Raw genomic sequence first — 13988 nt, forward strand, 5'->3', positions numbered from 1 at the left:
GCCGCCCTCACCCGTCCCCGTGCGCGGCGGGCTCACTTCACCGAGCCCGCCATCACCCCCTGCACGAAGTGCTTCTGGAAGGCGAAGAACACCGCCACCGGCACCACCAGCGACAGGAACGCGCCCGGCGCGAGCACGTCGATGTTGCTGCCGAACTGCCGTATCTGGGACTGGAGAGCGACCGTCAGCGGCTGCGAGGAGCTGTCGGCGAAGAGCAGCGCCACCAGCATGTCGTTCCACACCCACAGGAACTGGAAGATGGCCAGGCTGGCGAGGGCGGGCCGGCCCACGGGGACGACCAGCCGGGTGAAGATGCGCCACTCGCTGCCGCCGTCCATGCGGGCCGCCTCCAGCATCTCCTTCGGGATCTCCACGAAGTAGTTGCGCAGCAGGAACACCGCGAACGGCAGCCCGTAGGCCACGTGGAACAGCACCACTCCGGGGATGGTCCCGAACAGGCCCAGCTGGCCGAAGAGTTTGGCGACCGGCAGCAGGCCGATCTGCACCGGCACCACCAACAGCGCGACCACGACCAGGAAGACGGCGTCCCGGCCGGGGAAGTCCAGCCAGGCGAAGGCGTATCCGGCGAGCGCCGCCAGCACGACGACGAGCACGGTCGTGGGCACCGAGATCAGCACGGTGTTCCAGAACGCCTGGGTGATGCCGGCGTTCCCCAGCAGCGACCCGTAGTTGTCGAAGGACAGCTGCCCGGGACTGGCGAACACCGTCCACCAGCCGCCCTCGGCGGTGTCCTCGGCCGACCGGAGCGAGGACAGGAACAGTCCCGCCAGGGGCGTCATCCACACCAGGCCGACCAGCACGAGAAAGGCCTGCACGACCCCGCTGCCGAGGTGACGCCTGAGGGCGTTCATCGCTGACTCCTCTTGAATCGGCGGACGTTGAAGACCATCGCCGGGACCACCAGCAGCAGGAGCAGTACGCCGAGCGCGCTGCCGAGGCCCTGGTCGTTGCCGCCGCCGAAGGACACCAGCCACATCTGGGTGGCGAGCACGGTCGCGTCCTCCTGCACCGGTCCGGGCGCGATGATGTAGACGAGGTCGAAGACCTTCATCACGTTGATGACGAGGGTCACGAAGACCACGGTGAGGACGGGCGCGAGCAGCGGGACGGTGATCCTCCGGAAGATCTGCCACTCGTTCGCGCCGTCCATCCGCGCCGCCTCCAGCGCGTCCCGGGGCAGGGTGGAGAGCCCCGCGCCGATCAGCACCATCGCGAAGCCGGTCCAGATCCACAGGTACGCCCCGATGATCGCCGGCGTGACCAGGGCGGGGCCGAGCCAGGAGACGCCGTCGTAGGGCTGCGCGAAGTTCGAGGCGGGCAGCCGCAGTGTGTAGGAGCCGGCGTCCAGTCGCGGGAAGCGGAAGGAGCCGTCCGGGGCGGTGGTGGCGGTCGCGGCCGTCCTGCCGTCGCGGACCGCCTCGACCCGCATCCCGGGCAGCCCGCTCTCGCTCCGGTCGACCTTGCCCGGCGTTCCGCCTCCTCCGGGCGTGAAGTCGAGGTAGACCACCCCGCTCAGTCCGTCCCGCGCGGCCGGGCGGGCGGCGGTGTACGCGGGCTCGGCGCCGGTGGGGAGGTCCTTGGGCGCGACGCCGACGAGGGGGAGGGTCACCGTGTCGCCCGGGGACACGGCCGCGCCGGTGCGGTAGGAGCCGTCCGGGTCGGCGGTGAGCCCCTGCCCGTCGCGGGCGCGGGCCGTCGGGTAGGCCGAGGTGTCCTGGAAGGCGTCGTGGAGGGAGACGGCGGCGGCGTTGAGCACGCCCTTGTCGGGGTCCTCGTCGTAGGCGAGGCGGAAGATGATGCCGGCGGCGAGGAAGGACACCGCCATCGGCATGAACAGCAGCAGCTTGAAGGCCGTCGCCCAGCGGATCTTCTCCACCAGCACGGCGAGGATCAGGCCCAGCCCGGTCAGCAGCGCCGGAGCCACGACCACCCAGATCGCCGTGTTGCGGACGGCCTTGAGGGTGGCGGGGTCGCGGAACATCTCGGTGTAGTTCTCGCCGCCGACGAAGCGGGTGCCGGAGGCGTCGAACAGGCTGCGGCCGACGGAGAAGAGCACCGGGTAGACGACGAGGGCGCCCAGCAGGAGCAGGGCGGGCAGGGCGAAGAGCAGGGCGACGGCCCGCCCCCGCCGCCCGGACCGGCGTGCGCGGCCGGCCGGGGCGGCGGGCGGCGGGGCCGCCTCTTTCGCGAGGGTCGCGGTCATGTCCGGTCAGCCCTTGTAGGCCTTGGCGGCGGCGGCTTCGAGCTGGGCCGCGGTCGCCTTCGGGTCGGACGGGTCGCGCAGGAAGTCCTGGAGCAGCTTCCACTCCCCCGCGCCCTTGGTGCCGCCGAACGCGGCGGGCGCCTGGTCGGACATGTCGAAGCGGACCGAGTCCCCGGCGTCGACGAGGGACTTGGCGGTGGCGCGGGTGACGTCGTCGCCGTAGGAGGCGAGGTCGAGCTTCTTGTTCGGGGACAGGAAGCCGCCCGCCTCGGCCCAGACGGCGGCGGCCTCGGGGGTCGCGAGGTACTCCAGGAGGGCCATGCCCGCCTTGGCGTTCTTGCCGTCCTTGAGGACGACAGCCGCGTCGCCGCCGCTGACCACGGGGGCGTCGCCGCCGTCGACCGCGGGGAAGGGGAAGAAGTTCGCGTCCTGGCCGATCTTCCGGCCGAACTGGTCCTTGGCGACGCCGGCCACGAAGTCGCCCTCGTAGACCATGCCCGCCTCGGGCTTCGGCCCGAACACCTTCTCCACCGAACCCGGGAAGTCGGTGTTCAGCGCGCCCTTCTGGCCGCCGGCGATGAGCCGCTTGTCCTTGAAGAGTTCGCCGAGCGTGGTGAGCGCCTTGACGACGGAGGCGTCGGTCCACTTCAGCTTGTGGGCGGCGAGGGCGTCGTACTTCTCGGGTCCGGCCTGGGAGAGGTAGACGTTCTCGAACCAGTCGGTGAGGGTCCAGCCGTCCTGCCCGGCGACGGAGAAGGCGGCGAGCCCGGAGTCGGAGACGGTGCGTCCGGCCTTCAGCAGGTCGGCGTAGGTGGCCGGGGGCTTGACACCGGCCTGGGCGAGGGCGTCGGGGCTGTACCAGACGGTCGACTTGTGGGCGGCCTTGAAGTACAGGCCGTAGAGGGCGCCGCCGACGCTGCCGTAGGTCTTCCACACCGGGGCGTAGTCGGCCTCGACGGACTTGCGGGTGGTGTCGGAGAGGGGCGTGAGCCAGCCCTTGGCGGCGAACTGCTGGAGCACCCCGACCTGCGGGACCATGACGACGTCGGGGGCGTTGCCGCCCTCGATCTTGCTGCCGACGACGGTGGAGACGTTGTCCCCGGTGGAGGTGAACCGGGTCTTCGCGCCGGTCTTCTCGGTGAACGCGTCCAGGACCTTCTGGAAGTTCTTCTGCTCGCTGCCGGACCAGACGCCGGCCACGGTGACCGTCTGGCCGTTCAGCGCCTTGTCGCCGCCGCCCGCCGCGACCGGTCCTGAGCCGCCGCAGGCGGTGGCGCCGAGCGCGAGGGCGAGGGCGGTGCAGCTGGAGAGCAGGGTGGTACGTCGTCGCATCATCGTTGATGTCCCTTCGAGAGGTGGGGAGTTGACGGGTTCAGAGGTCGCTGAGCCACCAGGCCGAGGTCGAGCCGGGCAGGACGCCGGCCGGGCAGGGGTCGCTGGACAGCAGCGGGACGCCGGCGACCGGCGCGGGGGTGGGCGCCGTACCGAAGTTGACGGCGCAGAGAAGGCCGTCGCCGCGTTCGAAGGCGAGGACGCCGGGCGGCGTGTCCAGCCAGCGCAGGGCGCCCTCGCCCAACTGGGGTAGGGCGGAACGCAGTTGGAGTCCGTCGCGGTACAGGTGCCAGAAGGACCGGGTGTCGGCGAGGGCGCGGTCGGTGGCGTGCTCGGCGAAGTAGTCGGGCTGCGGCAGCCAGGGTTTGGCTCCCTCCGCGCCGGAGGTGAAGCCGAACGGCGAGGCCTGTCCCGACCACGGCAGCGGGACGCGGCAGCCGTCGCGGATGCGGGCGCGGCTTCCGGTGCGCCGGAAGATGGGGTCGGTGAGGACGTCGTCGGGCAGGTCGACGACCTCGGGCAGGCCGAGTTCCTCGCCCTGGTAGATGTAGGCGGCGCCGGGCAGCGCGAGCATCAGCAGGGCCGCGGCGCGGGCGCGGGCGGTGCCCAGTCCGCTGCCGGCGGGGGCCGGTTCGCCGTAGCGGGTGACGGTGCGGACCTGGTCGTGGTTGTTGAGGACCCAGGTGACCGTGGAGCCGGTGCCGGCGATGTCGGCCATGGCCTCGGAGATGACCTTGCGGAAGGCGTCGGCGTTCCACGGGGCGCTCAACAGGTCGAAGAAGAAGGCCTGGTGGAGCTCGTCCGGGCGGACGTACTGCGCGTGTTCGCGGGCGGTGGGGACGGAGACCTCGCCGACCAGGAGCCGTTCGCGGCCGTCGCGTGCCGTGTACTCCTCGCAGACCGCCCGCCAGTGCCGCCACACGCCGTGCACCTCGGGCTGGTTCCAGGCGAGCGGGTTGACCGAGTCGCGGGTGCGGGCGTCGGCCTCGGGGTCGTCGGAGTCGGGCAGTGAGGGGTGCTTGTAGAGGCCGGCGGCCACGTCGATGCGGAAGCCGTCGGCGCCCCGGTCCAGCCAGAAGCGCAGGATCCGGTCGAACTCGGCGGCGACCTCGGGGGTGCGCCAGTTCCAGTCCGGCTGCTCGGGGGTGAACATGTGCAGGTACCACTGGCCGGGCCGGCCGTCGGGCTCGGTGATCCGGCTCCAGGCGGGGCCGCCGAACATGGCGTGCCAGTTGTTGGGCGGCTCGGCGCCGTCGGGGCCGCGGCCGTCGGCGAAGTGGAAGCGGGCGCGGGCCGCACTGCCGGGCGGGGAGGCGAGCGCCTCGCGGAACCAGGGGTGCTCGCTGGAGCAGTGGTTGGGGACGATGTCCAGGAGCACCCTGACGCCGAGCCGGCGGGCGGCCGCCACCAGCAGGTCGAACTCGGCGAGGTCGCCGAAGAGCGGGTCGACGTCGCAGTAGTCGGCGACGTCGTAGCCGTGGTCGGCTTGCGGGGACGGGTAGAACGGGCTCAGCCAGATGCCGTCCACGCCGAGCTTCTTCAGGTAGGGCAGTCCGGCCCTGACCCCGGCGAGGTCGCCGACGCCGTCGCCGGTGCTGTCCAGAAAGCTGCGGACGTAGACCTGGTAGATCACCGCGTCCCGCCACCAGCAGTACTTACTCAACATGTATGCATGTTAGGTAAGCGTGTCAGGAAGGTGTCAACGAAAAGAAGCCGCATCAAGGCGAGATGAGACCTATGCGTTACCTAACAAGTAACTAGCGAGGGGAGGCGTGAAGGGAGTGCAGCGAGCGTCGGGCGCTCGTCAGCGGGAGATCGCCGCGAGTTCCCGCGCCAGGCGGCGCACCGCCGCCTCGGGCGTCTCGTGCCCGGCCATGGCGTCGTGCACGACCGACTGCACGACCAGGCTGACCTGGTCGTAGCGCGGGCTCTTGGGCCGCGGCGCGGCCGCGAGCACGCTCTCGCGCAGGGTCGGCAGATAGGGGAACGCCCGGATCAGTCCGGGGTCCTCGTAGAGCGCGGCGCGCACCGGCGGCAGGGCGCCGCGGGTGAGGACCTGGCGCTGGACGGGCTCGCTGGTGAGGTAGGCGATCAGCCGGGCGGCGGAGTCGGGGTGCCGCGCGTGGGTGTTCACCGCGAGGTTGGAACCGCCCAGGACGCTGGTGCCGGGACCGTCCGGTCCGGGCAGCGGTACGGCGCCGACCCGTCCGGCGACCTTCGAGGAGGGAGCCGAGGCGGCGACGTAGGCGTAGGGCCAGTTGCGCAGGAAGAGCAGCCGGCCGTCCTGGAAGGCCTGCTTGGACTCCTCCTCCTTGTAGGTGAGGGCCCGCTTCGGTATCCATCCCTCGCGCACGCCCCGGGCGAGGAAGCCGATGCCCTCGCGGGCGGCGGCCGAGTCCACGGTGACGCGCTCCCCCTCGTCGCCGAGGACGCTGCCGCCCGCCGAGTAGACGGCCTCGGCGGCGTTGACGGTGAGCCCCTCGTAGGGCAGGAACTGTCCGGCGTAGCCGTCGAGCCCGTGCTTCGGGGCGATGGTCCGGGCGTACCGTTCCAGTTCGGCCCAGGTGCGCGGCGGCGGGACGCCCTCCTCGGCGAGGACGTCCGCGCGGTAGAGCAGGAGGCCGGCGTTGGTGACGTACGGGACGGCGTACAGCCGCCCGTCGTAGGTGGCCGTGTCCACCACCGGTGCCAGGAAGTCCCGCAGGGGGAACCGGTCGGCGGGCAGCGGGCGTATCCAGCCTGCGGCGGCGAACTCGGAGGTCCAGCTGACGTCGATGTTGAGGACGTCGAAGCGGCTGCGGTCGCCGTCACGCAGGTCGGTGGCCATCTGCGCGTGGGTCTCGTCGGCGGAGTCAGGGAGCTCGACGAGGGTGACCCGCTCGCCGGGGTGGGCGCGGTTCCAGCCCTGCAGCAGGGGGCCCAGATAGCCGGTGAGGTCCCCGGCGGTGGCGAGCGTCAGCGGCCCGCGGCCGTCGCCGCCCCCCTCGTCGGCGCGGGCTCCCGAAGCGACGTACCCGGTCATGACCACGATCAGAACAAGGAGTCCCCTACCGGCGGCGCGTATCCACCGCATAGGTTCCTCCCAGCACACCCGGCCCCGGGCGCCTTCGCCCGGAGTCAGAGGCCATGTATACCTGTTAGGTATGGGCGATACTAGGGCCTGGAGCACATTCACCCTAGGACAGGAGGACAGCACGAGTGCGCCTGCCCCTCCTGGCACTTCTCGCGCGCGGACCGGCCCACGGGTACGAGCTGAAGCAGGACCTTGAGCAACTGCTGGGCTCCGCGTACCCTCAGCCGAACGTCGGCCAGGTCTATGTGACCCTCGGCCGCCTGGAGAAACAGGGGCTGATCGAGGGCGAGGCCGTCGAGCAGTCCAGCCGGCCCAACAAGAAGGTCTACCACCTCACCGACGACGGGCGGGCGGCGCTGCGCACCTGGTTCTCGGAGCCCGAGGACGAGCCGCGGGTGCGGGACGACTTCTTCATGAAGCTGGCCCTCGCCCCGCGTACCGGTCTCGCCGACCAGGTCGCCCTCATCAACCAGCAGCGGCGCCAGTACCTGAACACCATGCGCTCCCTGTCGAAGCTGGCGGCCGCCGAGGACCGGAACAACCGTATCGCCCACCTGCTGATCGAGGGCGCGATGCTGCACCTGCAGGCCGACCTGGACTGGCTGGAGCGGTGCCAGGAAGAACTCGAAGAGCTGAACGAACTGAGCGAGCTGGAGGAGCTGGAGTGAGCGAGCGCCCCGCTCCGGTGCTGCGCGCCGAGGGCCTGGTCAAGACGCATCACGGCGAGGGCGCCCCGGCCCGTGCGGTGCGCGGGGTCGACCTGTGCGTCGAGCGCGGCGAGTTCGTGGCGATCACCGGTCCCTCCGGCGCCGGGAAGTCGACGCTGCTGCATCTGCTCGGCGGACTGCAACGGCCGGACGGCGGCAGTCTCTGGCTGGACGGCGAGTGCACGGACTCCTACGGCGAGGCGCGCTGGGCGGTCGAGCGCAGGAAACGCATCGGGATCGTCTTCCAGTTCTTCAACCTGGTGTCGAACCTGTCCGTCGCCGACAACGTCGAACTGCCCGCGCTGCTGGCCGGCGTCTCCCCGCGGCAGGCGCGCGCGGAGCGGGAGGGGCTGCTGGCCGAACTGGGGCTCGCGGGCAAGGAGCGGAGCATGCCGGGCGAGCTGTCCGGCGGCGAGCAGCAGCGGGTGGCGCTGGCCCGCGCCCTGGTCAACCGTCCGCCGCTGCTGCTGGCCGACGAGCCCGCGGGCAGCCTCGACAGCAAGGGCACCCGCGAGGTGATGCGGCTGCTCTCCCGCTTCCACCGGCGCGGCCAGACGATCGTGCTGGTCACCCATGACGCCCGCCTGGCGAGCGCCGCGGACCGGGTGATCAGCTTCTTCGACGGGCGGATCGCCGACGACGCGACCCTCGACGGCGCCCCCGCACGCGGCGCCGGCATCTCCGGTGTGCTGGAACTGAGGGACTGACGTGCGGGCGTACGACGAATCCCGGAAGGGCTGAGACGGTGCGGGCCACCTTGCGCTGGGCGCACTCCGATCTGCGCACGCACCGCGGCGAGGCACTGTTCCTGGTGCTCGCCACGGCGGGCGTCGTCGCCTCGCTGCTGCTGGCGGCGGCGCTCTTCGGCTACGCCACCAACCCCTGGCAGCGGGTGTTCGCCCAGGCGCGCGGCGCCCATGTGTGGATGCACACCGGCCCGGCCGCCGCGACGGACAAACTGCGCTCGCTGGACGGCGTCGACTCCGTCGCCGGGCCCTGGCCGACCGCCTCCACCACCCTGACCTCCCGCGGCGCCCGCGCCTCGGTCGAACTGCGCGGGGCGTCCGAGCAGCCGGCCGTGGGCCGCCCGCTGCTGCTCTCCGGCCGCTGGCTGGATCCCGCGACGCCCGACGGCGTGGTCCTGGAGAGCCGCCTCGCCCGCACCCTGGTCGCCGAGCCCGGCGACACCCTCGCCCTGCCCGGCGCCGCGCACGAACTGACCGTGCTCGGCATCGCCGACAGCGCCGAGCCCCGCTACAGCCCGGGCGACCGGCCCGGCCTGGTCTGGACGCTGCCGTCCGCCGTACCGGATCCGTCCGGCCAGGTGATCGGGCTGCGCCTGGCCGATCCCGACGACACGGACTACGCCGTCCAGCGCGCGGTCACGGTGCTGGGCGCGGGCGCGGTCAGTGAGGTCTCCACCTGGCAGCAGGCGCGTGCCGAGGCCCAGGGCGACAACCGGCTGCTGGGGCAGGTGCTGGGGCTCTTCGGGCTGGGCGCCCTCGTCGCCGCCGGGCTCGCGGTGCACGGCGCGATCGCCACCCGGATCCGCGGTCATCTGCGGGACATCTCGATCCTGAAGGCGATCGGCTTCACCCCCGGCCAGGTCGTGCGGATCTTCCTGCTCCAGCACATCGCCTACGCGCTGCTCGGCGCGACGGCCGCGGCGGCCCTCACCCAGGCGCTGGGCAGCCTCGTCCCCGGCCGGCTCGGGGACGCGGTCGGCGTCTGGCATGGGCTGCCGGGACACACCGTGGCGCTGTTCGCGGTGCCGGCCGGGGCGGTGCTGTTCATCGCCGCGATCACCGGACTCGCCGCGTGGCGGGCGGGGCGCGTGCCGCCGGTGCCGGTGCCGCGCCCGGCCTCGCCGTCGGGGGGACGGCTGTCCGGGGCGGCGCTGCGGGCGCTCGGCCTGCGGCTGCCGCCCGCCCTGGTCCTCGGCTGGCACAAGGCCTTCCTCACCCGCCGGCTGAGGTCCCTGGCGACGGTGGCCCGGCTCGCGCTGCCGCTGCTGCTGATCGTGGTCGCGTTGAGCGCCTGGACCACGATCGACCGCTTCCACAGCGCACCCGAGCGGACGGGCCTGCCCACCGCGCTCACGGTCCACCCGGACGCCGCGCTCAACGGCACCTCGACGCGCGCGCTCCTCACCCGCGATCCGCAGGTCGCCGCCGCCTACCCCGGCGTGGAGGTGGCGGCCCTGGTCCCCGGCCAGACGGCCACGATCGCCCTGCGCGGTTACGGCACCCGCCAGGACCCCTACCCGTACACCCTGGCCGAGGGCCGCCCGGCGCACGGCCCGGACGAGGCGGTGGCCGGGCAGGGGCTGCTCGACCTGCTGGACGTGGGCGTCGGCGACTGGGTGCGGATGACGGTGGGCGACCAGCCGCAGATCCTGCACATCGTGGGCCGCAGCATCGAACCGGAGAACGCCGGCCGGGTCATCTCCACCTCGCTCGACACCCTCCGCGAGAACGCGCCCGAGCTGGGCGGACCGACCCTCTACCAGCTCCGCCTGACTCCCGACGCCGACCCGGCCGCGGTCGCGGCCCGCCTCACCGCGGCCGGCCAGGGCCGTCTGGACGTCCACACCGCCGTCAACCCGGCCGACGGGCTCTCCCCGCTGCGCGGGGTGGTGGTGGCTGTGATCGCCGTCCTGGCCCTGATCGGGCTCATCGAGCTGCTGACGGTGATCGGCGGCACGGTCCGCGAAAGCGAACGTGATCTGCTCGCCCTCAAGGCCGTCGGACTGTCCCCCCGGCAGATCACCGCGATCACCGTGACGGCCACCGCCTGCACGACGCTGGCGGCGGCCGTGCTGGGCACGGCCCTGGGCACGCCTCTGGCGCACTGGCTGATCGACACCCAGGGCCGGTCGAGCGGCATCGGGGCGGGGATCGCTCAGTCCCCGCCCCTGCCGCTCCTGCTGCTGCTCGGCACGGCGGCCGTGCTGGGCGCGACGGCTCTGGCGGCGCTTCCGGCCGCCCGCGCCTCCCGCCGCAGACTCGCGGACACCCTCAGCGCCGTGACATGAGCCTTGTTCTCGTCAACGACCCCTGAGGGAACGGTACTTGGCGACCAGCGCCCGCGTGGAGGCGTCCAGGCCCGGCACATCCGCGCCCTCGGTCAGGGCCGGCTCGACGCGCTTGGCGAGGACCTTGCCCAGTTCCACGCCCCACTGGTCGAAGGAGTCGATGTTCCAGATCGCGCCCTGCACGAACACCTTGTGCTCGTAGAGGGCGATGAGCTGACCGAGGACCGACGGCGTCAGCTCGCCCGCGAGGATCGTCGTGGTCGGGTGGTCGCCCTTGAACGTCTTGTGCGCGACCAGCTCCTCCGGCACGCCCTCGCCGCGCACCTCCTCCGGCGTCTTGCCGAAGGCCAGCGCCTGCGTCTGTGCGAAGAAGTTGGCCATCAGCAGGTCGTGCTGCGCCCGCAGCGGCCCGCTCAGCTCGGCGACCGGCTCGGCGAAGCCGATGAAGTCCGCCGGGATCAGCTTCGTCCCCTGATGGATCAACTGGTAGTAGGCGTGCTGGCCGTTGGTGCCCGGGGTGCCCCAGACCACCGGGCCCGTCTGCCAGTCCACCTCCCGGCCGTCGCGGCCGACGGACTTGCCGTTGGACTCCATGTCCAACTGCTGCAGATAGGCGGCGAACTTGGACAAGTAGTGGCTGTACGGCAGCACGGCGTGCGACTGCGCGTCGTGGAAGTTGCCGTACCAGATGCCCAACAGCCCGAGCAGCAAGGGGACGTTGGCCTCGGCGGGAGCGGTGCGGAAGTGCTCGTCGACGAGCCGGAAGCCGTCGAGCATCTCGCGGAAGCGGTCCGCGCCGACGGCGATCATCAGGGAGAGCCCGATCGCCGAGTCGAAGGAGTACCGCCCGCCGACCCAGTCCCAGAACTCGAACATGTTGGCCGTGTCGATGCCGAAGCCGGCGACCTTCTCGGCGTTGGTGGACAACGCGACGAAGTGCTTCGCCACGGCGGCCTCTCCCCCACCGAGGGCGTCCAGCACCCACTGGCGGGCCGAGCCGGCGTTGGTGATCGTCTCGATGGTGGTGAAGGTCTTGGACGCGATGATGAACAGCGTCTCGGCCGGGTCCAGGTCCTGTGTCGCCTCGTGCAGGTCGGCGCCGTCCACGTTGGAGACGAACCGGAAGGTCAGCGAGCGGTCGGTACAGGCGCGCAGCACCTCGTAGGCCATGGCCGGGCCGAGGTCGGAGCCGCCGATGCCGATGTTGACGACGTTGCGGATACGGCGGCCGGTGTGGCCGGTCCACTCGCCGGAGCGGACCCGGCCCGCGAAGTCGGCCATCTTGTCGAGGACGGCGTGCACCGCGGGGACCACGTTCTGCCCGTCGACCTCGATCACCGCGTCGCGCGGGGCACGCAGCGCGGTGTGCAGGACGGCGCGGTCCTCGGTGGTGTTGATCCTCTCGCCGCGGAACATGGCGTCCCGCAGGCCGAAGACGTCGGTGGCGGCGGCCAGCTCACGCAGCAGCCGCAGCGTCTCGTCGGTGACGAGGTGCTTGGAGTAGTCGATGTGCAGGTCGCCCACCTGCAGGGTGTACGCCTCGCCGCGCCCCGCGTCGTCGGCGAACAGCTCACGCAGCCCCACCCCGCCGAGTTCCTCACGGTGCTTGGCCAGAGCGGTCCACTCGGGCATCTGATGGAGCCTCGTGCCGTCTGCGTTCATGTCGAGCCAGCCCTCTTCCTCGCCTGTCCGTGCTGCGCGTCTTGTCCCGCTCGGGTCCCAACCTAATTGATCAGCACACGAGATGAGCTGACGCGGGCCCGTGCGGGGTGCGACAACAGATACGGCCGACAGGGGCGGTTCGCCTCACAGCGCACGCGGGCAGGAGGGACGGGGCGGCCGGCGCGCGGGGGCGGAAAAGCGACCGGCCAGGTGCCCGAAGGCGCCCGGCCGGTCTCAACTCCTAGATCTCGCCCCGCAGTTTGGCGAGCGCCTCGGCGAGGATCGCCTCGCCGTCCGCGTCGCTGCGCCGCTCCCGCACATAGGCGAGGTGCGTCTTGTAAGGCTCGGTGCGCGGCGGGGCCGGGGGGTTGTCCCGGTCCTGGCCGGCCGGGAAGCCGCAGCGCGGACAGTCCCAGGTCTCGGGCACCTGCGCGTCGCTGGCGAAGCTGGGCTGCGTCTCATGCCCGTTGGAGCACCAGAAGGAGATGCGCAGACGCGGCGCTGACTCACCGCGCTCGGCCTCGCCCATCGGCCCCGCCCCGACCCGGCTTCCCCGGATCGCGTTGCCACTTGCCACGGTCGTAACTCCCTGCGTGATGGTGCCGCAAAGCGAGTCGGGTTTCGCTTCGCCGCGAGCGCCTCAGTCTACGTAAGGCCCAACGCGCGTCCAGTGACCGGAGTTACAAGGCCCCCGCTCCGCGAGACGCAAGCCCCATGATAGGCCGCGGTCAGCCGCGCGTACCGAACATGGGGCGTTACGTGTGGAATGTGCTTTTGTGTGCGCTCTCAGCAGGGCGACCGCTCAGCGGCCGGTCGTCCGCTCAGCTGTTCGTCTTCATGAGGATGCCGAGGACGACGATGCACGCGAACCACAGCAGACCGATCACCACGGTGATGCGGTCGAGGTTGCGCTCGGCGACCGAGGAGCCGCCGACGGAGGACTGCATACCGCCACCGAACATGTCGGAGAGGCCGCCGCCCTTTCCCTTGTGCATCAGCACCAGCAGCATCAGCAGCAGGCTGAAGACGATCAGGGCGATCGAGAACCCCAAAACCACGGCTGGACCAACTTCCTCGGATTCGGATGACGACGGGGGCACAGCGACGTCGCTGCGCCCCCGCAAGGGTACGACGGATCGCCGCTACCGCATACTCACAGCTCGGCCCGCCTGATGGCTACTGGTCGCGGAAACGCACGATCTTGACGAACTCGTCGGCGTCCAGCGAGGCGCCGCCGACCAGCGCGCCGTCGATGTCGGCCTGCGCCATGATCTCGGCGACGTTGCCGGCCTTGACGGAGCCGCCGTACTGGATGCGGACCCCGTCGGCCAGCTCCTGCGTGTACAGCTCGGCGACCTTGCCGCGGATGGCGGCGCAGACCTCCTGGGCGTCCTCGGCGCCGCAGACCTTGCCGGTGCCGATGGCCCACACGGGCTCGTAGGCGATGACGACCGTCTCGGCCTGCTCGGCCGGGAGGTCCTTCAGACCGCCCTCGACCTGGGCGAGGGTGTGGGAGACGTGGTTGCCCGCCTCGCGGACCTCCAGCTCCTCGCCCACGCACAGGATCGGGGTGAGGCCGTGCTTGTAGGCGGCCTTCACCTTGGCGTTGACCAGCTCGTCGGTCTCGGCGTGGTACTGGCGGCGCTCGGAGTGGCCGACGGCCACGTAGGTGCACTTCAGCTTGGCCAGCATGGCGCCGGAGATCTCGCCGGTGTAGGCGCCCCCGTCGTGCGCCGAGATGTCCTGGGCGCCGTACTTGATCTTGAGCTTGTCGCCGTCGACCAGGGTCTGCACGGAGCGCAGGTCGGTGAAGGGCGGCAGGACGGCGACCTCGACGGCCTCGTAGTCCTTGTCCGCGAGGGCGAAGGCGAGCTTCTGGGTGTGGGCGATGGCCTCGAGGTGGTTGAGGTTCATCTTCCAGTTGCCCGCCATCAGCGGCGTGCGCGCGGTCATGTG

Annotated in this window: 12 protein-coding genes; 3 read left to right on the forward strand and 9 right to left on the reverse strand. The window is 71.7% G+C overall.

Annotation, left to right across the window (positions count from 1 at the left end; translation table 11 throughout):
- Nucleotides 1-32: 32 nt before the first annotated feature.
- The 5 genes from ACIRS4_RS07505 to ACIRS4_RS07525 form a co-directional block, all read right to left on the reverse strand.
- Entirely contained in the window at nucleotides 33-872 is an 840-nt protein-coding gene (locus ACIRS4_RS07505) for a carbohydrate ABC transporter permease (RefSeq protein WP_404191413.1), read from the reverse strand.
- Nucleotides 869-2224: a carbohydrate ABC transporter permease gene (locus ACIRS4_RS07510; protein ID WP_404191416.1), complete on the reverse strand. Its 1356-nt coding sequence runs from the start codon at nucleotides 2222-2224 to the stop codon at nucleotides 869-871. The genes ACIRS4_RS07505 and ACIRS4_RS07510 overlap by 4 nt, the downstream gene beginning before the upstream one ends.
- 6 nt (nucleotides 2225-2230) lie before the next feature.
- On the reverse strand, nucleotides 2231-3559 hold the full coding sequence (locus ACIRS4_RS07515; protein ID WP_404191419.1) for an ABC transporter substrate-binding protein: 1329 nt from the start codon (nucleotides 3557-3559) through the stop codon (nucleotides 2231-2233).
- A 37-nt stretch (nucleotides 3560-3596) separates the two neighbouring features.
- Nucleotides 3597-5222, reverse strand: a complete 1626-nt coding sequence (locus ACIRS4_RS07520; RefSeq protein WP_404191421.1) for a glycoside hydrolase family 13 protein — start codon at nucleotides 5220-5222, stop codon at nucleotides 3597-3599.
- A 138-nt stretch (nucleotides 5223-5360) separates the two neighbouring features.
- On the reverse strand, nucleotides 5361-6629 hold the full coding sequence (locus ACIRS4_RS07525) for an ABC transporter substrate-binding protein (RefSeq protein WP_404191424.1): 1269 nt from the start codon (nucleotides 6627-6629) through the stop codon (nucleotides 5361-5363).
- A 125-nt stretch (nucleotides 6630-6754) separates the two neighbouring features.
- Here ACIRS4_RS07525 and ACIRS4_RS07530 point away from each other — a divergent pair, with 125 nt between their 5' ends.
- From ACIRS4_RS07530 to ACIRS4_RS07540, 3 genes are read left to right on the forward strand one after another with little or no spacing between them, the layout of a single operon-like run.
- Complete coding sequence (locus ACIRS4_RS07530; protein ID WP_404191427.1) at nucleotides 6755-7297, forward strand: PadR family transcriptional regulator; 543 nt, start codon at nucleotides 6755-6757, stop codon at nucleotides 7295-7297.
- On the forward strand, nucleotides 7294-8043 hold the full coding sequence (locus ACIRS4_RS07535) for an ABC transporter ATP-binding protein (RefSeq protein WP_404191430.1): 750 nt from the start codon (nucleotides 7294-7296) through the stop codon (nucleotides 8041-8043). The genes ACIRS4_RS07530 and ACIRS4_RS07535 overlap by 4 nt, the downstream gene beginning before the upstream one ends.
- A gap of 38 nt (nucleotides 8044-8081) precedes the next feature.
- Nucleotides 8082-10370 (forward strand): ABC transporter permease, encoded by a 2289-nt coding sequence (locus ACIRS4_RS07540; RefSeq protein WP_404191433.1) that lies wholly within the window; start codon nucleotides 8082-8084, stop codon nucleotides 10368-10370.
- 12 nt (nucleotides 10371-10382) lie between these two features.
- Here the strand turns inward: ACIRS4_RS07540 and pgi are convergent, their stop codons facing one another.
- From pgi to tpiA, 4 genes are all read right to left on the reverse strand, one after another.
- Nucleotides 10383-12032 (reverse strand): glucose-6-phosphate isomerase, encoded by a 1650-nt coding sequence (gene pgi / locus ACIRS4_RS07545; protein ID WP_404191436.1) that lies wholly within the window; start codon nucleotides 12030-12032, stop codon nucleotides 10383-10385.
- A gap of 241 nt (nucleotides 12033-12273) precedes the next feature.
- A complete protein-coding gene (locus ACIRS4_RS07550; protein WP_078637775.1) occupies nucleotides 12274-12609 on the reverse strand; it encodes an RNA polymerase-binding protein RbpA in 336 nt (111 codons plus the stop codon).
- Nucleotides 12610-12853: 244 nt separating this feature from the next.
- Complete coding sequence (gene secG, locus ACIRS4_RS07555) at nucleotides 12854-13084, reverse strand: preprotein translocase subunit SecG (protein WP_207228689.1); 231 nt, start codon at nucleotides 13082-13084, stop codon at nucleotides 12854-12856.
- 124 nt (nucleotides 13085-13208) lie between these two features.
- Nucleotides 13209-13985, reverse strand: a complete 777-nt coding sequence (gene tpiA, locus ACIRS4_RS07560; protein WP_404191439.1) for a triose-phosphate isomerase — start codon at nucleotides 13983-13985, stop codon at nucleotides 13209-13211.
- Nucleotides 13986-13988 lie beyond the last annotated feature (3 nt).

This window comes from Streptomyces sp. NPDC101166, assembly GCF_044768125.1.
In the GTDB taxonomy this organism is placed as follows: Bacteria; Actinomycetota; Actinomycetes; order Streptomycetales; family Streptomycetaceae; genus Streptomyces.

Excerpts from the sequence above, each read along its gene's own strand:
- ACIRS4_RS07505 (WP_404191413.1), bottom strand. The coding sequence starts at position 872 with ATGAACGCCCTCAGGCGTCACCTCGGCAGCGGGGTCGTGCAGGCCTTT.
- ACIRS4_RS07510 (WP_404191416.1), bottom strand. The coding sequence starts at position 2,224 with ATGACCGCGACCCTCGCGAAAGAGGCGGCCCCGCCGCCCGCCGCCCCG.
- ACIRS4_RS07515 (WP_404191419.1), bottom strand. The coding sequence starts at position 3,559 with ATGATGCGACGACGTACCACCCTGCTCTCCAGCTGCACCGCCCTCGCC.
- ACIRS4_RS07520 (WP_404191421.1), bottom strand. The coding sequence starts at position 5,222 with ATGTTGAGTAAGTACTGCTGGTGGCGGGACGCGGTGATCTACCAGGTC.
- ACIRS4_RS07525 (WP_404191424.1), bottom strand. The coding sequence starts at position 6,629 with ATGCGGTGGATACGCGCCGCCGGTAGGGGACTCCTTGTTCTGATCGTG.
- pgi (WP_404191436.1), bottom strand. The coding sequence starts at position 12,032 with ATGAACGCAGACGGCACGAGGCTCCATCAGATGCCCGAGTGGACCGCT.
- tpiA (WP_404191439.1), bottom strand. The coding sequence starts at position 13,985 with ATGACCGCGCGCACGCCGCTGATGGCGGGCAACTGGAAGATGAACCTC.